The following is a 20090-nucleotide window of genomic DNA, read 5'->3' on the forward strand; positions in this document are numbered from 1 at the left end:
TAGCGCGATTTCCTGGGATAGGAAGCCTGCCGCGCAGCTCATCCCTGCTTCATGAGCGCGGTGACGTACACGCGGCGACGGATTCTCATTCCCTGCCGCTGGTACAGCGCGATCGCGGACGTATTGTTCGAAAACACGTGCAGGAACGGAATCTCGCCGCGCGCTTCGATCCGGCGCGCGACCGCCGCGAGCAGCGCCTGTGCATAGCCGCGGCCACGATAGTCCGGATGCACGCAGACGGCCGTCATCTCGACGAACTTTCCCGGCTTCATCCGCTCTCCCGTCATCGCGACCAATTCGCCGCGGACGCGGATGCCGAGGAAAGTGCCGAGCTCATGGGTACGCAGCGCGAACGGACCGGGCTTGGTCAGGTCCGTCAGCGCCATCATGGCGGGCACGTCGGCAGCACCCAATGGGACGATCTCGGCATCACGCAGCGAACTGTCTGCCGGCGAGCCGATCATCTGCTCACCCGTCTCGGCGAGCACCACCTTGAAGCCGGCGGGAACTTCGACCGGCTCGGGCGTGAACAGCGCAGCGACCTGAGTGCCGGACAGCAGATCGCCGAGCGCGGCAAAGCTCGCCGCGGACATGTCGACCATGTCGGCAAAGGGCGTCATATCCGTGGGATAGCGCAGCACTTGCGGGCCGCCCTCGGCCAGGTGCTTCTGGCTCGTCGTCAACGCGCTCCAGATCGGGCGATCCAGCAGCGCCTCATCGCTGTCGGACACCGGCCTAGTCCTTGTCGAAGCTGACGATGACGGCGGCATTGGCGATGAGGATGGGGTCGTTGGCCACTTCCGTGGCCGAGGGGATCTCCAACCCGCCCTTGACCGCAGTCACGGTCACGGTGCCGTAAGGCAACTCCTTCGCAACAGCTTCCTTGTCCACCGCCTCGGGGTTGGGCACTCCGATCGTGACATCGACGAACATGTCGTTGGCGGTCTTGCCGATCATCCGGAAGAAGCCGAGGCTCGAATGCCTGATCGCATCCGACACCGCCCGCTTCGCCGCCTTGGTGGCGTCCCTGCCGTGAACGTCGACGCCCATGCCCATCTCGGTGACACAACGAACGCGAGCCATATTTTATTCCTGTGGTTGGTTGGGTGATTGAGAGTGTCGATGATCGGAGAGTGCGACACACGTCGTTGTGCTCGTGTCCCGGACGCGCTGCAACGCTCCATAGTGCGTCGAAGACGCGCGTAAACGCGCTTGTGGCGTTGCTGCGCAGAGCCGGGACCCAGGAAGCCACGGCGTTAGCCGATGCATGGGCCCCGGCTCTGCAGCGCACCGCCGAAGAGGCGCTGCGCCGCGTCCGGGGCACGAGACCGTCGTTCTCACGGCTTAGCCTTCTCGTGCGCACGCAGCTCGTCGACCAGCACCCGCACATTCTCCGAATAGTCGATCGGGATCGAGACCAGATGCACGCCGCCTTCCTTGAAGGCCGCCTCCAGAGTCGGGCCAAAGCGGTCGATGCTCTCGATCCGATGCCCTTTCGCCCCGTAAGCCTTCGCGTAGACGACGAAGTCGGGATTGCCGAAGGTCATGCCGTAATCGGCAAAGTGATCAACGGCCTGCTTCCAGCGGATCATGCCGTAGGCGTTGTCCTCCAGCACCAGAACGACCAGATTGAGCTTGAGGCGGACCGCCGTCTCCATCTCCTGGCTGTTCATCATGAAGCCGCCGTCGCCGGCAACCGCGAGCACGCGGCGGTCGGGATAGAGCATGGCCGCCATCATCGCCGACGGCAGGCCGGCGCCCATGGTCGCCAGCGCATTGTCGAGAAGAAGCGTGTTGGCGACGCGAGTACGGTAGTTGCGCGCGAACCAGATCTTGTACATGCCGTTGTCGAGCGCGACGATGCCGTTCTCGGGGATCACCTGGCGGATGTCGTGCACGATGCGCTGCGGCGTCGGTGGCCAGCGCGCCTCGGTGGCACGATCGGCGATGTGGTTGAGAATTTCTTCGCGGAGCGGGAGCAGCGCCGCGGCCTGCGGCAGCTTGCCTTCGAGCTGGTCTGCCAGCAGCTCGAGGCTCGGGCCGACGTCGCCGACGACCTCGGCATCGGGGAAATAGACCTGCTCGACGCTCGCCGGCGTGTAGCTGACATGAATGACCTTCGGGCCCGAGGGGCCCATGATGAAAGGCGGCTTCTCGACGGGATCGTGGCCGATGGCGACGATCAGGTCGGCGGCATCGATCGCGTCGTGGACGTAATCGCGCTCCGACAGCGCGGCGGTGCCCATGTAGAGATTGGTGCCGCCGGGCACGGTGCCCTTGCCCATCTGGGTCGTAAAGAATGGAATGCCGGTCCGCCGCACGAAGCTCGCGATGCCATGCGTCGACCGCGGCCGGCTGGTCGCCGCCCCCATCATCACCAGCGGGCGCCTTGCGGCCATGATCATCTCGGCAGCGCGGTCGAGCGCGGCGCGATGGGCGACCGGGATCTCGATCGGATGGACGGGGATCACCGGGACATCAGGCACCTCGTCACCCGCGATGTCCTCGGGCAGTTCGACATGCACCGGCCCGGGACGCTCCTCCATCGCGGCGCGAAACGCATCGCGCACCACGGTCGGGATGCTGGAGGCGCTGACGATCTGCCGCGACAGCTTCGTCAGCGGCTTCATGGTTGCGACCACGTCCACGATCTGAAAGCGGGCCTGCCGGCTGCTCATGATCGGCTTCTGGCCGGTGATCAGGATCATCGGCATCGCACCGAGATGCGCGTAGGCCGCGCCGGTAGACAGGTTAAGAGCACCGGGGCCGAGCGTCGAGAGACAAACGCCGGGCTTACCGGTCAGCCGCCCGTGGGTTGCCGCCATGAAGGCGGCGGCCTGCTCGTGCCGGGTCAGGACCAGCTCGATCTTGGAGGCGCGCAGCGATTCCACCAGATCGAGATTCTCTTCGCCGGGAATGCCGAAGATCTTGTCGACGCCCTCGTTCTCCAGTGCCGCGACAAACAGGTCCGATCCCTTGACTTTGCGTTCCTGCCTACTCATGTCGCCTCCGCTGCTGCTGGCTCCCGTGTTCCACGCCCGCGGCCGAATGGTAACGGTCCGCGGCGCAAGCACAACTCACAAAGAAAGGCGCAGTTGAATCAATACCGTCACCGCGACCGCAGCGAAGCAGCGCAACGACGGAACTTGGGGCAAGTGCTTCGTCAAGCCGTTCCACCACGCAAGGTCGCGGCCAGCGCGCCGAGCATGTCGGCCAGTCGCCTTGCAGTCTCCGGAGGCGGAAGCGGAATCTTGAGATTGTGCCCGCCCGTCGTCGGGTCGCGCTCGATCCATGGATGTCCAGTCGCGCCGTCGCCATTTGCCGCAACGATTGAGCCGACGAGCTGGGCACCCATCTGAACCAGCGCTTGCCAGGGATCGGTTGCCCCAACGTCCTGAGCTGCGCTGGTGCGTTCGCCGGCTTGCGCGGCCGACGCTGCCGCGGCGCCGTCCTTCGCGGGTCCGGCGTCCCCGGCGCCGTCGACCTGTCCAGCCTCCTCTGCCGCCGTGACCACCTCGCCGCTGCCCATGCTTCCGGTGACGCTCTCGACGTCCTTCATGAAGCGCGTCAGCCGCGATCCGCCCAGCGAGACCTCGTTGCTGCCGCCGTCGAGAATGCCTTCCGCCAGAGAGCGCTTGAAAGCCAGCACCGACAGCATGCCCTCCTCGATCGTCCCCTTCGCGACGAAATTGACGATCTGCACCGGCCGGGCCTGGCCGAGCCGATGGACCCGTGCAATGCGCTGCTCGAGAACGGCGGGATTCCACGGCAGGTCCATATTCACCAGCGTCGAGGCATGCTGGAGATTGAGACCCGTGCTGCCTGCGTCCGTGGACAGGAACACGCGACAGGTCGGGTCGTCCCGGAAGCGCTGGACCAGCTCCGGCCGCTTCTCGGACGATATGCCGCCGTGGAAACTGACATACCCGATCCCGCGCGCCTCGAGGCGGCGGATCACGATGTCATGGGTCCGCGTCCACTGCGAGAATATCACCGCCTTGGCATCCGGCGCGGCGAGGAGCTGATCGAGCAGCGCGGCGAGTTCGTCCGACTTGAGGCCGTGATCGCTCTCCTGATCCAAGAGATAGGTGCTGTTGCACGACATCCGCATGTTCTGTAGCGCGCAGGCCAGCCGGCGCTGGTCCTTGTCTGATAGAAATTTGGTCTTGCGCCAGCGCTGCACGATCTTGGCCACCGCGTCGGCATTCTCCCGGTGCAGATCCATCTGCGGGCCTGTCATCGGAATCAGCACATTCTGATCGGTGCGATCGGGCAGTTGCCGCAATACCTCCGATTTGCGCCGACGGATCATGATGGGAGCGAGAGTCTCGCCGATCCTGCCAAGATCACGATAGCCGGTGACGCGACCGGTCTCATCCTTGACCTGATGTTCGTTCAGGAGCTTCCAGGTCGGACCCAGACGATGCTGATCGACGAACTGGACGATGGAGACCAGTTCTTCGAGCTTGTTCTCCAGGGGCGTTCCCGTGAGCACGATCGCATAAGGGCTGTCGATGCGCTTCAGCGCCCGCGCGGCAATCGTATTCCAGTTCTTGACGCGCTGAGCCTCATCGACGATGACCAGTTCGGGCGACCAGGCGCCGATCAGGTCGAGATCGGGCTGCAGCTTCTCGTAGTTCGTGATCTTGCAGAAATCGTCCTCCAGATAATCCTTTTGCCGCTGGCTGCGCCCCCCACTGATGACGCGCGCGCCGCGATTGCCCTTCCGGCCGGAGAACCGTTCCATCTCGCTCTGCCATTGGTATTTGAGCGAGGTCGGACAGATCACCAGGACTCGCGATACGCCGAAATGACGGGCCAGAATCTCCGTTGCGGCGATGGCCTGGATCGTCTTGCCGAGCCCCATGTCGTCGCCGATCAGCGCCCGGCCTGCGCGAACCGCAAACAGCGCCCCTTCGGCCTGATAGGGATAGAGTGCGGTCTTCAGCAGCCGATGCAGCTTGGGATCCGCCGCGCCGCGCGGAAACAACCGCGCGAGCTTCGAGGCGCGGCGCTCGGCGTCCCGCCGTCCCGCCACGAAATCGAGCGCGTCGTCGTACGCGCGCAGTTCGTGCCCGCTCTTCGACACCAGAGCGATGAAAGCATCGAGCTGCTCCAGACCCTCCTCCGCCATGAGGCCGTCGCGCTCCAGATCGAACAACTGGGCGGCAGCCTTCCTCACGTTCGCCGGACAATCGGTTCCGGCGCGGAAATGTACGCTGCGCCGCCCCTGATTTCGCAGATAGAGCTCGGAAAACGGCGGCTGGTAGCCTCGCGCGAACGCCGCCTTGGCGCCGCGCTTCCTTTCCAGCTGAGCAAGCGTGAACTCGAGGTGCTTGCAGGTCCCGAGCTCGTTGGTCGCATAGTCCGGACATGAGCAGAAATTGCCACCGGGCCCAAGGCCGCGTACCGCCACCCGATAGCTCGATTTCGTAGCCGGGTTGGTGACCTTGAACTCCGAGAAGAACGGGTCGGCGCCGAGATTCTCCAGGAGGAAGGATTGCTCACGGCCGAACTGGCGGCGCAAGCCACGTTGCCACTCGATCAGCGACAAATCCGTCGGCGGCGACGTGCGCGACAGCTTGACCGGCTTGCGGGCAGCGCTGCGTCCTGTCGAAGATGTCATTTCCGGCTTCCGTTCTCATGAATGATTGAGTGGGATTGTAGCGCCGGTGCAAACGCGACATAACCGGCTTCGGATCGAAATCCACTGTCGGCTTGAGAGGGCTGAGGCCCGGCGGCGAATGCTGGAGTCGCGCGGACATCCATGTACCATCGCTGCCAAGGTGGCTCCACAGCCCGGTTCATAGAGCCGACGCGATTGACAGCGAACTTCATCTGACTAAAGTCAGATATCATGCTCGACCCCGTCGCCCGCGTCCGCCGCTTCAACCGCGCCGTCACCTCCGCCGTCGGTGCGCTCGACAGCTCGTTTCTCGGGCGCGGCCGGCCGCTCGGCGCGGCGCGCGTGCTCAATGCGATCGGGCACGGGCGCTCGGACGTGGCGGAGATCCGCGACTATCTCGGTCTCGATTCCGGGCTGATGAGCCGGCTGCTCCGCAGCCTCGAGGACGAAGGGCTGATCGAGACCGCCGCGCGTGAGGACGATGCGCGCCGGCGCATGGCAAAGCTCACGCGCGCGGGCCGGCGCGAATTCGCCGCCTATGAGGCGCTGTCGAACGCGCAGGCCGACGGCATCCTGGCGCAACATTCGCAAGCCGAGGCGCTACTGGCGGCGATGGACCTGATCGCCTCCGCACTGACGCGCGAGCGCATCTCGCTGGATGAGGTGGATCCGCAAAGCGAGGAGGCCCGCTATTGCCTCGGCGAGTACTATGCCGAGCTCGGCCGCCGCTTCAAGCAGGGCTTCGACGTCTCGCTGTCGCGCGACCCCGATGCCAAGGACATGCGCCGCCCGCGCGGTACCTTCATCGTCGCGATGTCGGACACGCTGCCGATCGGCTGCGTCGGGTTGAAAGGAACCGATCACGGCTACGCCGAAATCAAGCGGCTGTGGGTGGCGCCCGCCGCGCGCGGGTTGCGGCTCGGCCGGCGGCTGATGGATGCGGCCGAGGCTGCCGCGCGCGGGCTCGGCATCACGCTGCTGCGGCTCGACACCAACAGTGCGCTGCCCGAAGCCGGTCAGCTCTATCGCAGCACGGGCTGGCGCGAGATCCCGCGCTTCAACGACGATCCCTACCCGGACCTGTTCTTCGAAAAGCAGCTGTGACGCCGTGAGGCGAATTCGCTTCCTGCTGCGTTGTGCTTGCAGCATGGGAGCCTCACGATGAACAGCGCCGATCTCGCCGACCTTTATCGCAACTACATCGCCTGCCTGAACCGGCAGTACTGGCCGGCCCTCAGCCGGTTCGTGCATGACGATGTCGTCCACAACGGCCGGCCGCTCGGCCTGTCCGGCTATCGCGCGATGCTGGAGCAGGACTTTCGCGAGATTCCGGATCTGCAATTCAACATCGAGATGCTGATCTCCGATCCTCCCCGCATCGCGGCGCGGTTGAAGTTCGATTGCACGCCGGTCGGGACGTTCTTGGGACTTCCCGTCAATGGAAGGCGTGTGTCCTTCTGCGAGAATGTGTTCTACGAATTTGGTGACGACAAAATCCGTCAGGTCTGGTCGGTGATCGACAAGGCGACGATCGAGGCACAGCTCTAACGCCGCGCCTCGATCTCTGGCTCACGCCGCCACTGGCGCCACCTCGCCTTGTGGCTTTGCGAAGGGACGGAACGTCATCGCCATCAGGAAGGCACCCAAGCCCATCGCCCAGGAGGCGATGTAGAGCCAGGCATAGCTCGAGAAGGCGTCGTAGATCAGGCCGCCGGCGAGCGGGCCGGTCGCCATGCCGAGGCTGCCGGCCATCGCCGTGCCGCCGATCACCGTGCCCATCATCTTGAGCGGAAAGTTCTCGCGGATGAGAACGGCGTAGAGCGGCATGGTGCCGGCATAGATGAAGCCGAAGATCGCGCCGACTGCGTAGAACGTCGTGAGCTGATGCGCGAAGACATAGGCGAGCGCACCGAACGCCTGCAGCAGGAGGCCCGACACCAGCACGCGCTTGGCGCCGAAGCGGTCGCCCATCAGGCCGAAGGCGATGCGCCCGCCGAGGCCGGCAAATCCCTCGATGCTGTAGATCGTCACCGCCGCGACCAGCGGGATGCCGCAGCTCACGGCATAGCTGACGGTATGGATGATCGGGCCGGAATGGGTCGCGCAGCAGAAGAAGTTGGTGGCAAGCAAAATGAGGAATTGCGGCGAGCGCAGCGCCTCACCCATCGACAACTCGTTTTGTCCGGCGCCCTCGCCCGCCGGCGCGGCCGCGGCCTGCACGAGTGCCGGGGGACGCCGCACCAGGAATGAGACCGGGATCATGATGGCGCCGACCACGAGCGCGACGATCTGCATCGAGGTGCGCCAGTCGTGGCTGGAGACGAGCCAAGCCGCGAACGGCGCCATCGTCATCGGCGCCATGCCCATGCCGGCCGAGACCAGCGACACGGCGAGGCTGCGATTTGTGTCGAACCAGCCGGTGACGGTCGCCATCATCGGCGCGAAGATCGCCGCACAGGCCGCCCCGACCAAGAGGCCGAACACGACCTGGAACAGCACAAGCGAGGTCGCGTGGCTCGCCACGAACAGGCTGAGCGCCAGCACGATCGATCCCGTCAGCACCACCGGCAGCGGCCCGAACCTGTCCGTCGCCGTGCCCCAGGCCATGCTGGTGAAGGCCATCGCCAGAAAGCCGATCGTCATCGCGCTGGAGATGCCGGTCACCGACCAGCCGGTGTCCTTTGCGATCGGCTGCAGGAACACCGGCAGCGAGAACATGCCGCCGATCGCGACGCAGCCAAGCACGCCGCCGGCGGCGACGATCACCCAGCGATAGTTGGAAGAAGTCATTTCGGTCTCCCGTCAGGTCTGTCTCACATGGAAGACGAATGGGAACGGCGCCGGCCGACAAGAGTGACGTCATTTTTGCCGCACGCTTTTGTGACCTGAAGCAAAAAGTGAAAAAACAACCCCATGCACAGTAGCCGGCACCAGCGGGATCAATGACTTACGAGGACAGTCATTTGCGATGTCAGGGCGCGATTTGACCTGTCGGGCAAAACACCGGCATAATGGCAACATCCTCCATTCGAGAGCATCAGGCCCAGAGGCCAAGGCCGGCCGCGCTCACCGCAGCGCCGCGCTCGCTCAAGCCTCGAACAAGGCCTTGACGTCGTCCTCGGTGAGCGCCGAAGATATCTGTCCCTCGCGTTCGAACAGGCTGTCGGCCAGGGCCCGCTTTCGGTCCTTGAGCTCGTCCATCTTCTCCTCGATCGTGCCGGCGGCGACAAGTCTGTAAACGAACACCGCCTTGTCTTGCCCGATCCGGTAGGCACGATCGATGGCCTGTTCCTCGACGGCGGGATTCCACCAGGGATCGAAGATGATCACGGTGTCGGCAGCGGTGAGATTGAGGCCCACGCCACCCGCCTTCAGACTGACCAGGAACACCTCGGCCGCGCCGTTCTGAAAGGCTTCGATCGCGGTCTTGCGGTCCTTGGTGTCGCCGGTGAGAAGGCTGTAACGCATGCCGTCGTCTTCGAAACGCTTCCTAATCAGATCCAGCATGGAGGTGAACTGGGAGAAGACAATGATCTTCCGGCCCTCGCTCAGCAGCTCCGAGACCATCTCGATCAGGCGCTCGAGCTTGGCCGACGGCCGCTCGACGCCGTCCCGCAACTTCAAGAGCGCGGGGTCGCAACAGGCCTGCCGCATGCGCAGCAGGGCCTCCAGCACCACGATGTGGCTCTTGGCCAGGCCACGCTCTGTGATGGCCTGGCGAACCTTGCGCGACATCGACAGCCGTACCGAATCATAGAGATCGCGCTGCGGCCCTTCGAGCACGATCGTCTCCAATATCTCGCTCTTGGGCGGCAGTTCCGTCGCCACTTCAGCCTTGGTCCGACGCAGCAGGAAGGGCTTGACGCGCTGCGCCAGCGCCGCGGCACGAACCTTGTCACCGCGCTTCTCGATCGGCGTGCGCCATTGGCGCGCGAACGCCGCCTTGTCCGCAAGATAACCCGGATTTGCGAAGCTCATGATCGACCACAGCTCGCCGAGATGATTTTCCATCGGCGTGCCCGTGAGGCAGAAGCGGTGTGCCGCCTTGACGTCGCGCAACCAGCGAGTGGTGGCGGCATCGGGATTCTTGACGGTCTGCGCTTCGTCCAGCACGGCGATGTGCCATTCCCGCGTCAGAAGCACCTCCCGATCCCGCGCGATCAAAGGATATGTCGTCAGCACGAGATCATGCTCGGCAATGGCCGCGAACCGCTCCTTGCGGTCGGGCCCCTGGAGGACGAGCACCTTCAAATCCGGCGCGCATTTCTGGGCTTCGGCCGACCAGTTGGTCATCAGGCTCGTCGGCGCGACGACCAGCACAGGCCTCGTGAGCCGCCCGCGCTGCTTCTCCAGCTCGATCAACGCCAGGATCTGAATTGTCTTGCCGAGCCCCATGTCATCGGCCAGGACGCCGCCCAATCCGCTCTCGCGGAGCAGATCGAGCCAGGCGACGCCCTGGGCTTGATAGGGCCGAAGCGTCGCACGGAACGTCGGCGGAAGGTCCGGCGCGGCCAATCCCCGAACCTGAAGCAGGTTGGCGAGACGACGGAGATTGTCAGCCCCGCGAAAGACAAAGCTCTCGTTCTCCACTCCCAGCAGCGGAATGACCTCCGCTTGCGACAGCCTGATCTTCTTCGAGCCGTCGGCGAGAGTGCCGCTCAGGTGCAGGCTGTGCAACGCCAGCACCAACGGAAGGAAGCGATCGGCGGCCAGAGCCAGCTGGCGGCCGTCGGTCAGCGGCAGATAGAACCGCTCGCCCTTATCGGCGAGTTGCTTCAACCGGTCCGGCGTGAAGCCGGGCGCCGAGACCAGCGCGGCAACGAGCGGGGCGAGGTCTCGGCGCTCACCGTCGATGTCGATGCCGAGTTCCAGCTCGAACCAGTCGATGCCACTCGATTCCAGCGCGGCATCGAAGTCGCCCGAGGAGTCCGCAAGCCGGTACGGAAAATCGTCGTCGATCAGAATATCGAAGCCATCTGCCCGCAACTGCTCGGCGTGCTGCGCCAGAAAGTCGAACCAGCCGCTCTGGTCGCTGAGCGTGAAATCCGGCGCATGACGGAAATCGAGGGCCGGCAGGGCCGTCCTCGCAGCAACGAGACCGATATCGGTCAGCCGCTTGCGGGCCTGCCGTTCCTTGCTCTGGCGCCGCCTGATCGCGAACAACTGCCCCGCCTGAAACAACTCCACCAGGGCCCCCCTTTGGGCCGGATCGATATCGAACCCGCCGTAGCGAAATCCGAGACTGGCGACGGCCACCGGGCCGCGCACTTCGTTGCGGCCGCTGTAATAATAATAGCTCGAGACCTGACCGCGCCGCAGCCGCAGAATCGGACGGGGGTCCTCTTCAATGGTCACCGCAACGGTCGGCGGCGCCGGCAAGAGGCCGTGATGGAGCTGCGGCAGCTTTTGACCGAGGCGGCGCGAAACCTCCTCCACCTGCGCGCGTGGAATCGCCGGAGCCGACAGGAGCTGGAAGGCCAACCGCGGCGGCAGGTCGAGTTGCACCGGGCCGATCACTCCCGCGCCCTCATCGACATAGACCGGCGGCTCGGCATTGAGTGCGAGCGCGCCGGCCACGACGAGATGAGGGACGACATCGCGCTTGCCCGCCTGCTGCCACTCGATCCGGCCCTCGCGTGCATCCCCCCACGTCAACGGCTTGCGCTTGTGATCCAGCCAAAACGCCCGGCCCGTTGCAACCATCCGCTTCAGCAGGTCCTCCGGATAGGGTCCCTGTTCGAAATAGTTGCGGACGCCGGCGGCCGCTTGCTTGACGATCTCGATGTCGACGTCACGGAAGTATTTCGGCGCCCGTTCAACCTTGAACTCGGCGAGAATGGGACTGGTGAAGTTGTCAGCGAAACCACCGCCCTTGAGCACGCGGACGGACCGCAAGGACAGTTCCAGCCTCGGCATCGCATGATCGGATGGCTCCAGGCAGTACAGCAAGCACTGGCTCTCATCCCCACCGGCGCCGCCCCGGGCCGCCCGGCCGACGCCGTCGATCCAGCTGGTGAGTTCGGAAGAGAGCATCGGAGGCGCCGTGGGTACGTTGCGGGCAGCTTGGGGGCGCGGCGCCGAGGCCTCCTTCCCGCTCAGGGCCTCCAGCAGGGTTGCGGCGACATGCTTGCAATTGTAGTCCATCGGACAACTGCAATCGCCATCGAGGTCGGTGAGTTCGTCACCGCTGAACTGCAATGCGATATCCACGTGATATCGGTTGGACCCGCTCCCGCGCACCTCCGCCGTGACGTGTTTCAGGTCGTCGCTGACCTTCAGGTTCGAGACGCGACCCTGCGCCTGATAGGCGACCGCCTTTTCCATCGCCGACCGGCTGAAGTAACTGTAGATCGACTTGCGCTTGAGAACGTCCGAGAGCACTTGCAACAATTCCAGGATCCGGTTTTCAGCTTTCAGCATAGCCGCTCGGCCAGGGTCGTTGTAGCCACCCCTACGGCTTGCGAACAGCCCTGTTTCAGGCGGCGCAAGCTCGACTGAGGTGCTGTTCGACGGCGGTTTCCTCTTGCTCGCATGGAAGAAAGTCGAAAACACCGTCCATGCCATCACCACGCCGAACTCGATCTTACCACGATCGAACGTCCTCCCCCTTCGCTGCGCCACGCATCCTGCGCGGTCCGATGCTCAGATCTCGCCAAGATCCGGCATGAACGGCAAGATGCTTCGCCGAACGCGCCCACCACAGCTACCAACGATCGGAATCTCCGCATGCCAAAGATCGACATCGCTGCCGTCCCGGCCCGCAAGGGCTCAGGCTATCCGGCGCCCTTCAACGCGCCTTGCGCCGAGCGCATTCGCAAGCGGCTCGGCGATGCCGGAGGTCTGTCGGATTTCGGGGTCAACCTGATGCGCCTGCCGCCGGGCGGGTGGTCGAGCCAGCGGCACTGGCATTCGCACGAGGACGAGTTCGTCTACATCCTCGAAGGCGAGGTGACGCTGATCGAGGATGGCGGCGAAACCGTGCTGCGCGCCGGCGATTGCGCAGCCTTCCCCAAGGCAAGCGGCAACGGTCATCACATGATCAACAGGTCGAGCGTGGCGGCGGTTTATCTCGAGGTCGGCTCGCGCTCGCAAGCCGACCTCATCACCTGCTCCGACATCGACATGATGAGCCCGGCATCCGACGGCCGCTTCCTGCACAGGGACGGCACGCCTTATCCGGAGTGACAGAGCGGCTCACAGGGCCGCGCTGCGGCGCCAGGTGCCGACCGTGAGCCACACCGCCGAGACCAGGAAGTAGAGCGCGCCGACCGCAGCATAGCCCGCGACATTCGCAATCGACGGCACCGCAGGCATCGTGGCCTGAAACATGAAAAAGCCGCCCGCCAAGGCCGATTGGCCGCCGCTGAGTGCCATGGCCCACTGCGCGCCGACACGCTTCCAGCGCCGCACGGCCGTGCCGAGCTGGAGCAATCCAGACAGGATCGCCCAGGCCCCGAAGATTCCGAGCACCCAGTTCATGCTCACCTGCAACGCCAGGACGACCGCGATGGTGGTCGCCAAGCTGACCAGCACGTTCAGCCCCTGCGTGCGGTTCTGGTTCAAGCCGCCGCTGCAGAGCGCGTCGAGACAATTGGCAGCGGCGTCCCAGGCCGGATAGGCGACGAGCAACGTCGCTGCGATCACCGCCGACGACGGCGCGATCGCGAAGGCCGCGATGACCCAGGCGACGGAGAACGCGGCACGCAGGAAGTAGTACTGCTTGAGCCATTGCGCTTGGTCGGCCGTATCCGCAGCGACTTCATGAGATTGCATTGCCTCTCTCCTTACCTACTAGTTGGTCGTTTTACGTGCGAAGCGGAAGCGCCGCGCGGCCCTGACGGCTGCAGCCTGTATCGATCTCGCCCGTTAGTGCCTGGTGGAAAGCCGCTCCAGCAGCGGCCGCGTGATGGTCCCGAACATCTTTGGATCGCCATAAGCGCGCGCCGACAGCATCGCACCGTGGACGGTCGCCATGAATCCCTCCGCCTCGACCCGTGCCGTGCTGGAGAGGTGGAGCCGGCCTTGCCGCTTGCCGCGCTCCATCACCGATGTCAGCCAAGACGCCAGGGAGCGGAAGTGCGCGCGGACCTCGAGCGCCACCTCCTCAGGCAGGATGGGAAGCTCGCTGGCAAGGAGCGCACAGACGCAGAAGGGAGCCGTCGCGTCCTTGATGCACGCCTCCCAATACGCAACGTAGCTTTTGAGCTGCTCGGCGGGGTCAGCGACATTGCGTTCGAGCGCCGAGAGGCCGGCCTGGGCCTCCTCGCGATAGCGCGCCACGAGGGTGCGAACCAGGTCGACCTTGCTGGCGAAATGGTGGTGGATGCTCGGCTTGCGGATGCCGACGACATCGGCGATGTCGGCGTAACTGAAGCCGTTGTAGCCGCCGGCGATGATCAGCGTGCGGGCGCAGGCAAGAATGTCGTCGGCGGTCGAGGAAACGGTGCTCATGACCAACTAACTACCTTCCAGTAGGTAGGCTGTCAAGCGAGAATGCTTCAATGATCCGTGAGTGAGTGGTACGAGCCTGCATGACCATTCGCCCGATCGTGCGCTATCCCGACCGCCGGCTCACGCTGCCGGCCCGCCCCGTCACCGCATTCGACGCTTCCTTGCGTGACCTCGCAAACGACCTGCTCGAGACCATGCGCGCCGCGCCCGGCATCGGCATCACCGCGCCGCATATCGGCGTGCCCTTGCGCGTCGTGGTGCTGGAGCTCGATGCCAAAGACGGCGCGCGGACTTACGTCAATCCAGAGATCACATGGGCCTCGCCCGAGATGATCATGCACCGCGAGGGCAGCGTCTCGATGCCCGGGGTCAACGACGAGGTGCAGCGCCATGCGCGGGTGCGGATCAGCTACCAGGACGTCGAGGGCAATGTGCAAAGCGAGGAATCGGAGGCCCTACGCGCCGTCTGCCATCAGCACGAGATCGATCAGCTTGACGGGATATTCTGGATCCAACGGCTGTCGCGGCTGAAGCGGGAGCGGCTGGTGAAGAAGTTCGAGAAGCTGTCGCGCAGCTGAGACGCCGGCGGGCAGACAATGCGGGATCTCATCAGAACGAACGGCGTACTTTCATTCTACGTACTGGCTTTCGCTGTGTCCTGGGGCGGCGTCGCCTTGATCGCGGGCGGTCCTCAGGGATTCCCGGCGGACGCCGGGCAGATGCAACGGTTGCTGCCCGCTGTCGTGCTGACGATGGTCGCTGGCCCATCGCTCGCGGCCATCGTCATGACGATCCAAATCTCAGGCGCAGCAGGCTTGCGCGCGCTGCTTTCGCGCTTGCTGGCATGGCGCGTGGGTGCCGTCTGGTATGCCGCCGCACTGTTTATCGCGCCGCTGACGGTTCTCGCGGTTCTGCTCGCCTTGACGTTGGTCTCGCCTCACTTTCTGCCGGCGATCTTTGGCGCCGAGGACAAGGCGGCGATCCTTCTTCCGGGCCTTGCAGCAGGGCTGATCGCCGGGCTGTTCGAGGAGATCGGCTGGACCGGCTTCGCCGTACCTCGCTTGCGATCGCAGCTCGGATTCGTCGCAACTGGCCTCGTCGTTGGTGGCCTCTGGGGATTGTGGCACCTCGTCGTGGCGCTGTGGGGCAGCGGAACGCCGTCCGGCCAGCTCGCGCCCGTGATGTTGCTGTCGCAGATTGCGTTCTATGCCGGCGTGCTGCCGCCCTATCGGCTGCTGATGCTGTGGGTCCATGACCGCACCGGGAGCCTGCCCCTGGCGATGCTCATGCACGGCTCGCTGACGGCTGCGACGACCTTCGTGTTCGCTCCGCCCGTGAGCGAGGGGGAGCGCCTCGCCTATCATATCGTGTTGTCCGTCGCCTTCTGGATGCTCGCCGCGATGGTGATGGCACGGAGTGGGCGTGTTGGTTCACGCTGGCGACACGATCAAGCCATGTAGAGCAATGGCTGCACGCCGTCGGATGGCGCTTGGCGCGTTTTCATCAAGCCCTCTTCCCGCTCCGCTTGGTGATCGGCGCGTTACGACGTTCCCGCTTGCCGCGCGCGATCTCGGTCGCCAGCGCGTCCAGCTTCGGCTCCCAGAAATTCCTGAACTGGCCGATCCACGCATCGACCGCGCGCAGCCCGGCGACGTCGACCGAATAGAGTCGCCTCTGCGCCTCGGCCCGAACGCTTGCAAAGCCGCTCTCTCGCAGCACCTTGAGGTGCTGCGAGACGGCCGCCTGGGTGATTCCGAACTCGCCCCCGATGACTTCGACGACCTCGCCGGACGCCATTTCGTTCCGGCCGAGCAGCTCGAGGATGCGACGGCGCACGGGATCGGCGAGGACTTCGAAGGCGTGCATCAGCTGCCGGTGCCGGGATGTGCGATGTCGGGCGGCATCTCGCCGCGATAGAATGCGATGGTGCGGTCCGAGCGCTCCTTGGCCGAAGCCGGATCGACCCCACTCGCGACATGCGCCGCGCGCCAATACTCGCCGCTTGTCGTCATGAATTCCTTGCCCTCGGGCGAGCCCATCCAGGCCTCGGCCGTCTCGTGGTCGACCGATGCGCCGGTCGCAAGATAGCGCTCAAGTCCCGCAAGCGCGAGGTCCCAGCCGATACCCACCGCACCCGGGCCGAACTGATTCCAATGGTCCTCGATGATCGCGGTGTGCTCGAGCGTCAAGCGCGCCTGGCTTCGCTCGGCTGTCAGCCTGACATCGATCCAGCTCGTCGCGCCGCCAAATTCCCAGGTCGCGCCGAAATGGGTCGGCGGCGTACACGCCGTGATGGTGCCGCCGGCATTGCCTTTGAGCTGATACCTTCCGCCGAGCTCGAGGTCTCCCTCGACCGGAAGAAACCAGCGCGGGATACGCTCCCTGCTGGTCACGGCGTCCCAGAGATCGTCGACGCTGGTGTCGTAGAGCCGCGTCAGCGTCACCGCACTCGCCGGCTTTCCGTCTTTCTCGAAGCTCCTCACCGAGCGCGTCACAAGCCCCAGGACCCTGGCGACATCGATCTGCATTGCGTTCCTCCTGACCGTTTGCGCGGGGGTGAATATCGATCATCACTAATATAAGTCAATACTTATATTGTCGCGAGGGTCTTAGACAGCGGCCTGCCCTTCTTCATCGACCCGAAGGGACAGGCCGCCGCCAAAAGACGCTATTTCAGCGGCAGAAACAGGTCCGCGACGGTCTCGTGCTCCGGCACCTCCGGGAAGAAGCTGAGCCGCTGGCAATAGATCGGGAAATCGCGCGCCTCCTCGCCGCTGGCCGGAAGCCAGTCGCGATAGAGGTAGAGCGCGGCAGGCTCCAGATTGTCGGTGTAGCCGACGACGCGCAGCACGGCGCAGCGTCCGCCGGGGATCTCGCCGGCTTTGATCTCCTCGCCATTCGCCTCGATCGGCTGATCGGTGCCGACGAAGAGGTCCACGCTGTAGTCGGCAGGGCGCGCAGGACGCCGCTCGGAACGCCAGACATTGAAGGTCGGGCTTGTGCTGGGATGCAGGCCGGCCGCCTTGCGCCAGGCGATGAAGCGCTGGATGGTGGCGGGCAGCGTCGCCGGGTCGCCCCGATGCTCCATGATGGCCACCTTTGTGGTGGGCACGTCGCGGATCGTCACGTCGTCGGTAGTGAAAGTTCTCTGCATGAGCTTGCTCCTCGCAATATCGAGAGGCCCGAAGGCCGCAAGCCACGGCTCCCAGTCGGGAGAATTCCGGAACGACGACGGCGATTGCCCGAACCGTTGCCGAAAGGCACGGGCAAAGGCGTCCGGTGCGTCGTAACCGGCATCCATCGCGATATCCGTGACGCTTTGCGCGTCCGTGTAGGCGAGCTGGTGCGAAGCGCGCTTCAGGCGGGCCAGCTGGACATAGCGATGCACGGACAACCCGAAGGTCGCCGAAAACTGCCGGTGGAAATGGAATTTCGAGAAGGCCGCAACAGCGCTCAACGTGTCGAGATCCAGATCATCGTCGAGATGCCGGTCGATATGGTCCAGCACCCGCCGCATCCGGTCCTGATAGTTTTGCAGCGCCGCCTTCATCGTCCCTCCTCCGTGGCGGGTTTCAGTTAGCGGCTGATGGCCGTGCAGTGCTCGACCGATCTTGCGGTTTTGGCAGGCGAGGAACGCCCGGACGGCGGCTACGACTTCTGCCGCATCTGCAGCTCGCGTTGCGCTTGCTCCAGCACCCGGATACGCGGCGCATCGCTGGGATTGAGCTTTGCGAATTTCGTTGCATCTGTGATCGCGGTTTTGAGCTTGCCGTCGGCGCTCTTGGGAAGACTACGAACGGCCTGCGCGAGCGAGATCGCCGCCTGATAACCGATGAATGGCTTTTCGCGCTGGGGATGCAGCCGGTCGGCTAGCCAATCGAGCTGGTCCTCTTGCGGAAACGCCCGGAGTGCCGCAATTGCCGCCAGACGCCCGCCGGCCGAGCCACTTGCCTTGAGCAGATCGAGCACCCTGATCGCGGCCGGCGCCTCGGCCACCATTCGTCCCGCGATGTCGGTCATACGCTGGGTTCGCGCTCCGCCGCTGTCCATGGTGGCACGAACCTCATCATACTCTCGCGCCAGGTTGGCAATTGCTGCAGGCACTTCCGTGACAGGAGCTTCCTTGCTCAGCGTCGCCGTTTGGACCTGGGGCGCGCGATTCAGCAGATCGGACACGGCGCGCAGCAGCCCGCCTCTCACGCGCTCCCTGAAGCTCGCGCGATCGGGATACACCATCGTCAGGCCGATCTGCGCCAGCTCTTCCCGAAAATCGATCACCGCTCCCATTTGATCGAGCTCCTCGTGCGTGCGAGCCAATGCCGCCGGCCTCTCGTCAGAGAAATAGAACATGATGATCGGGCGGCCGGTGGCCTCCCGCCGCTTCATAGCCTGCCGAAATTCGTGAATTGTTCCGCTCGGAGCGCTCGCCGTCTTGGTCCCGCACCGCATCCACATGATGCCCAAATGGATGTCGTAATCCTGCGGCATCTGCCGGTCGACGACCTCCTGGGGCTCTCCTGCATCGGGGAAGACGTCGTCCTGATAACGCAGCACCACGAGCCGAACGTCGAGTTGCGGCGCCAGGAAGGCGATCACGTCATTGATCTCCTTGGCCAGGGCCACAACCATCTGCTGTTCGGTCGAGACGTCCGACGGGGAGGACAGGAAGATCTTGATCTTGCGCGGCATCGTTACGCAATCCTCCTCCCGAGGGGCCAAGCCGTCCCTTCGAGATAGAATATCAATCAACCCGTCGTTGTACAGACCGCCGATCGCTTACCCGCCCGCCATCAGCGCCTTGGCGAGCGCCATGTACGCCGGCAGCGTGACGGGGTCGTTGGCGGCGTTGCCGGCCATGGGATGCGAGGCGTAGCGCGCGATCACCATCTCGGCTTTGGGATCGACGTAGATGCCCTGCCCGTAGACGCCGCGCGCCATGTAGGCGCCGTGGGCGTTGTGAGTGACCCACCATTGATTGCGATAGGACGCGCCGGGCAGCGTGGTGTAGCCAGCCGGCTTGAACTTTTCGGGGTCGCCGCCGCGTGCGATGTCCTCGACGACGGACGAAGGCACGATCTGGCGGCCGTTGAAGCGGCCGTGATTACGCATGGTCTCGCCGAAGCGGGCGAGATCGCGCAAGGTGGTCGAGAGACCACCGCCGCCGCTTTCGGTGCCGATGCGGTCGACGTGATAATGCGCGTCCTCCTCCGCGCCCATCGGCTGCCAGATGCGCTCTGAGAGCAGATCGGACAGCGTCATGCCACTGGCGCGCCGGCAGATCCACGCGAGCACGTCGGTGTTGACGGTCTTGTAGGCAAAGGCCTTGCCGTGCTCGCCTTGCTTCTTCTGCGCGATGAGGAAATCGAAGATGGTGGTCGCGCCTTCATAACCTGCCGGGATCGGCGCCATGCCGTTGGCGCGCCTGAGGCCCCACACGTCCGAGTTCTTGTCGGTATAGACCTCGGTGTAGAGAAGCCCCGTGGTCATATCCATGACCTCGTGCACGTGCGCGTCCCCGAACGCGCTCGCCTTCAGCTCCGGCACATAGTCCGGAACTAGCGCCTGCGGATCGATCTTGCGTTCGCTGACCAGCATGCCCGCGAGCACGCCGGTGAACGACTTCGTCACGGACATTCCAATATGCGGCTTGTGCGGCTTCAGCGCGCCGAAATAGCGCTCATAGATCAGCCTGCCCCGATGCAGCACCGCGATGCCGTCGGTGTAGGTCTCCTCCAGCATCTTTGCGAATGTCATGGGACGGCCGTCCATCGTGGTCGAGGCGACTGTTCCGATGTCGTGATCTTCGCGCCGCAGCGGAGACGCCGGCCCCGCCCCGCGCCAGACGTTCACCGTCGGCACCAGTTGGCGGATGTTGCTCCAGGCCCAGCGGAGTTCGGGAAAGCTGCGGAACGAGCCGTCCTGGAAGGTGATGAGGCGGTCGGGGGACGGAGGGAAGCCGCGCATCCAGCCGAGGGTTTCGGGGTCGGTGGAGGTGGCGGGTGCGGGCTGGGTG

18 protein-coding genes are annotated in these 20090 nt (G+C 64.7%); 5 read left to right on the forward strand and 13 right to left on the reverse strand.

Going from position 1 to position 20090, the window contains the following annotated elements:
• Window positions 1-38: 38 nt before the first annotated feature.
• The 4 genes from CVM73_RS23725 to CVM73_RS23745 form a co-directional block, all read right to left on the reverse strand.
• Window positions 39-731, reverse strand: a complete 693-nt coding sequence (locus CVM73_RS23725; protein WP_167407014.1) for a GNAT family N-acetyltransferase — start codon at window positions 729-731, stop codon at window positions 39-41.
• A gap of 4 nt (window positions 732-735) precedes the next feature.
• Entirely contained in the window at window positions 736-1083 is a 348-nt protein-coding gene (locus CVM73_RS23730; RefSeq protein WP_092234748.1) for a Lin0512 family protein, read from the reverse strand.
• A gap of 254 nt (window positions 1084-1337) precedes the next feature.
• On the reverse strand, window positions 1338-3002 hold the full coding sequence (locus CVM73_RS23740) for an acetolactate synthase large subunit (protein WP_100234265.1): 1665 nt from the start codon (window positions 3000-3002) through the stop codon (window positions 1338-1340).
• A gap of 161 nt (window positions 3003-3163) precedes the next feature.
• Window positions 3164-5626 carry a DEAD/DEAH box helicase gene (locus tag CVM73_RS23745; protein ID WP_100234266.1) on the reverse strand — a complete coding sequence of 821 codons (2463 nt, stop codon included), beginning with the start codon at window positions 5624-5626 and terminating at the stop codon, window positions 3164-3166.
• A gap of 231 nt (window positions 5627-5857) precedes the next feature.
• On the opposite strand from CVM73_RS23745, the gene CVM73_RS23750 reads away from it, so the two are divergent.
• Window positions 5858-6730: a bifunctional helix-turn-helix transcriptional regulator/GNAT family N-acetyltransferase gene (locus tag CVM73_RS23750; RefSeq protein WP_100234267.1), complete on the forward strand. Its 873-nt coding sequence runs from the start codon at window positions 5858-5860 to the stop codon at window positions 6728-6730.
• A 57-nt stretch (window positions 6731-6787) separates the two neighbouring features.
• A complete protein-coding gene (locus CVM73_RS23755; protein WP_100234268.1) occupies window positions 6788-7174 on the forward strand; it encodes an ester cyclase in 387 nt (128 codons plus the stop codon).
• Window positions 7175-7195: 21 nt separating this feature from the next.
• On the opposite strand, the gene CVM73_RS23760 is transcribed toward CVM73_RS23755, so the two are convergent.
• Window positions 7196-8416 carry an MFS transporter gene (locus CVM73_RS23760; RefSeq protein WP_100234269.1) on the reverse strand — a complete coding sequence of 407 codons (1221 nt, stop codon included), beginning with the start codon at window positions 8414-8416 and terminating at the stop codon, window positions 7196-7198.
• A gap of 297 nt (window positions 8417-8713) precedes the next feature.
• Entirely contained in the window at window positions 8714-12046 is a 3333-nt protein-coding gene (locus CVM73_RS23765; protein WP_245452414.1) for a DEAD/DEAH box helicase, read from the reverse strand.
• A 306-nt stretch (window positions 12047-12352) separates the two neighbouring features.
• On the opposite strand from CVM73_RS23765, the gene CVM73_RS23770 reads away from it, so the two are divergent.
• Window positions 12353-12811, forward strand: coding sequence for a cupin domain-containing protein (locus CVM73_RS23770; protein WP_100234270.1), 459 nt, complete (start codon window positions 12353-12355; stop codon window positions 12809-12811).
• 9 nt (window positions 12812-12820) lie between these two features.
• Here the strand turns inward: CVM73_RS23770 and CVM73_RS23775 are convergent, their stop codons facing one another.
• On the reverse strand, window positions 12821-13399 hold the full coding sequence (locus tag CVM73_RS23775) for a hypothetical protein (RefSeq protein WP_100234271.1): 579 nt from the start codon (window positions 13397-13399) through the stop codon (window positions 12821-12823).
• 93 nt (window positions 13400-13492) lie between these two features.
• On the reverse strand, window positions 13493-14077 hold the full coding sequence (locus tag CVM73_RS23780; protein ID WP_100234272.1) for a TetR/AcrR family transcriptional regulator: 585 nt from the start codon (window positions 14075-14077) through the stop codon (window positions 13493-13495).
• An 80-nt stretch (window positions 14078-14157) separates the two neighbouring features.
• Between CVM73_RS23780 and CVM73_RS23785 the strand changes: the two genes are divergently transcribed.
• Both CVM73_RS23785 and CVM73_RS23790 read left to right on the forward strand, forming a co-directional pair.
• Window positions 14158-14655 (forward strand): peptide deformylase, encoded by a 498-nt coding sequence (locus tag CVM73_RS23785; RefSeq protein WP_100234273.1) that lies wholly within the window; start codon window positions 14158-14160, stop codon window positions 14653-14655.
• A gap of 141 nt (window positions 14656-14796) precedes the next feature.
• A complete protein-coding gene (locus tag CVM73_RS23790; RefSeq protein ID WP_158237602.1) occupies window positions 14797-15537 on the forward strand; it encodes a CPBP family intramembrane glutamic endopeptidase in 741 nt (246 codons plus the stop codon).
• A gap of 43 nt (window positions 15538-15580) precedes the next feature.
• On the opposite strand, the gene CVM73_RS23795 is transcribed toward CVM73_RS23790, so the two are convergent.
• The 5 genes from CVM73_RS23795 to CVM73_RS23815 form a co-directional block, all read right to left on the reverse strand.
• Complete coding sequence (locus CVM73_RS23795; protein WP_100234275.1) at window positions 15581-15943, reverse strand: ArsR/SmtB family transcription factor; 363 nt, start codon at window positions 15941-15943, stop codon at window positions 15581-15583.
• On the reverse strand, window positions 15943-16605 hold the full coding sequence (locus tag CVM73_RS23800) for an SRPBCC family protein (protein WP_100234276.1): 663 nt from the start codon (window positions 16603-16605) through the stop codon (window positions 15943-15945). The genes CVM73_RS23795 and CVM73_RS23800 overlap by 1 nt, the downstream gene beginning before the upstream one ends.
• A 140-nt stretch (window positions 16606-16745) precedes the next feature.
• Complete coding sequence (locus CVM73_RS23805) at window positions 16746-17627, reverse strand: AraC family transcriptional regulator (RefSeq protein ID WP_100234277.1); 882 nt, start codon at window positions 17625-17627, stop codon at window positions 16746-16748.
• A gap of 98 nt (window positions 17628-17725) precedes the next feature.
• Entirely contained in the window at window positions 17726-18766 is a 1041-nt protein-coding gene (locus CVM73_RS23810; protein ID WP_100234278.1) for a hypothetical protein, read from the reverse strand.
• Window positions 18767-18853: 87 nt separating this feature from the next.
• A partial coding sequence (locus tag CVM73_RS23815; protein WP_100234292.1) for a serine hydrolase domain-containing protein occupies window positions 18854-20090 on the reverse strand: 1237 nt, incomplete at its 5' end.

It is taken from the genome of Bradyrhizobium forestalis, assembly GCF_002795245.1.
GTDB classification, from domain to species: domain Bacteria; phylum Pseudomonadota; class Alphaproteobacteria; order Rhizobiales; family Xanthobacteraceae; genus Bradyrhizobium; species Bradyrhizobium forestalis.

What these genes read in the sequence shown, in the direction of transcription:
- CVM73_RS23740 (WP_100234265.1), bottom strand. Translation starts at nt 3,002, where the DNA reads ATGAGTAGGCAGGAACGCAAAGTCAAGGGATCGGACCTGTTTGTCGCG.
- CVM73_RS23760 (WP_100234269.1), bottom strand. Translation starts at nt 8,416, where the DNA reads ATGACTTCTTCCAACTATCGCTGGGTGATCGTCGCCGCCGGCGGCGTG.
- CVM73_RS23780 (WP_100234272.1), bottom strand. Translation starts at nt 14,077, where the DNA reads ATGAGCACCGTTTCCTCGACCGCCGACGACATTCTTGCCTGCGCCCGC.
- CVM73_RS23755 (WP_100234268.1), top strand. Translation starts at nt 6,788, where the DNA reads ATGAACAGCGCCGATCTCGCCGACCTTTATCGCAACTACATCGCCTGC.
- CVM73_RS23745 (WP_100234266.1), bottom strand. Translation starts at nt 5,626, where the DNA reads ATGACATCTTCGACAGGACGCAGCGCTGCCCGCAAGCCGGTCAAGCTG.
- CVM73_RS23750 (WP_100234267.1), top strand. Translation starts at nt 5,858, where the DNA reads ATGCTCGACCCCGTCGCCCGCGTCCGCCGCTTCAACCGCGCCGTCACC.
- CVM73_RS23810 (WP_100234278.1), bottom strand. Translation starts at nt 18,766, where the DNA reads ATGCCGCGCAAGATCAAGATCTTCCTGTCCTCCCCGTCGGACGTCTCG.
- CVM73_RS23765 (WP_245452414.1), bottom strand. Translation starts at nt 12,046, where the DNA reads ATGCTGAAAGCTGAAAACCGGATCCTGGAATTGTTGCAAGTGCTCTCG.
- CVM73_RS23790 (WP_158237602.1), top strand. Translation starts at nt 14,797, where the DNA reads ATGCAACGGTTGCTGCCCGCTGTCGTGCTGACGATGGTCGCTGGCCCA.
- CVM73_RS23805 (WP_100234277.1), bottom strand. Translation starts at nt 17,627, where the DNA reads ATGAAGGCGGCGCTGCAAAACTATCAGGACCGGATGCGGCGGGTGCTG.
- CVM73_RS23775 (WP_100234271.1), bottom strand. Translation starts at nt 13,399, where the DNA reads ATGCAATCTCATGAAGTCGCTGCGGATACGGCCGACCAAGCGCAATGG.
- CVM73_RS23800 (WP_100234276.1), bottom strand. Translation starts at nt 16,605, where the DNA reads ATGCAGATCGATGTCGCCAGGGTCCTGGGGCTTGTGACGCGCTCGGTG.
- CVM73_RS23785 (WP_100234273.1), top strand. Translation starts at nt 14,158, where the DNA reads ATGACCATTCGCCCGATCGTGCGCTATCCCGACCGCCGGCTCACGCTG.
- CVM73_RS23730 (WP_092234748.1), bottom strand. Translation starts at nt 1,083, where the DNA reads ATGGCTCGCGTTCGTTGTGTCACCGAGATGGGCATGGGCGTCGACGTT.
- CVM73_RS23795 (WP_100234275.1), bottom strand. Translation starts at nt 15,943, where the DNA reads ATGCACGCCTTCGAAGTCCTCGCCGATCCCGTGCGCCGTCGCATCCTC.
- CVM73_RS23770 (WP_100234270.1), top strand. Translation starts at nt 12,353, where the DNA reads ATGCCAAAGATCGACATCGCTGCCGTCCCGGCCCGCAAGGGCTCAGGC.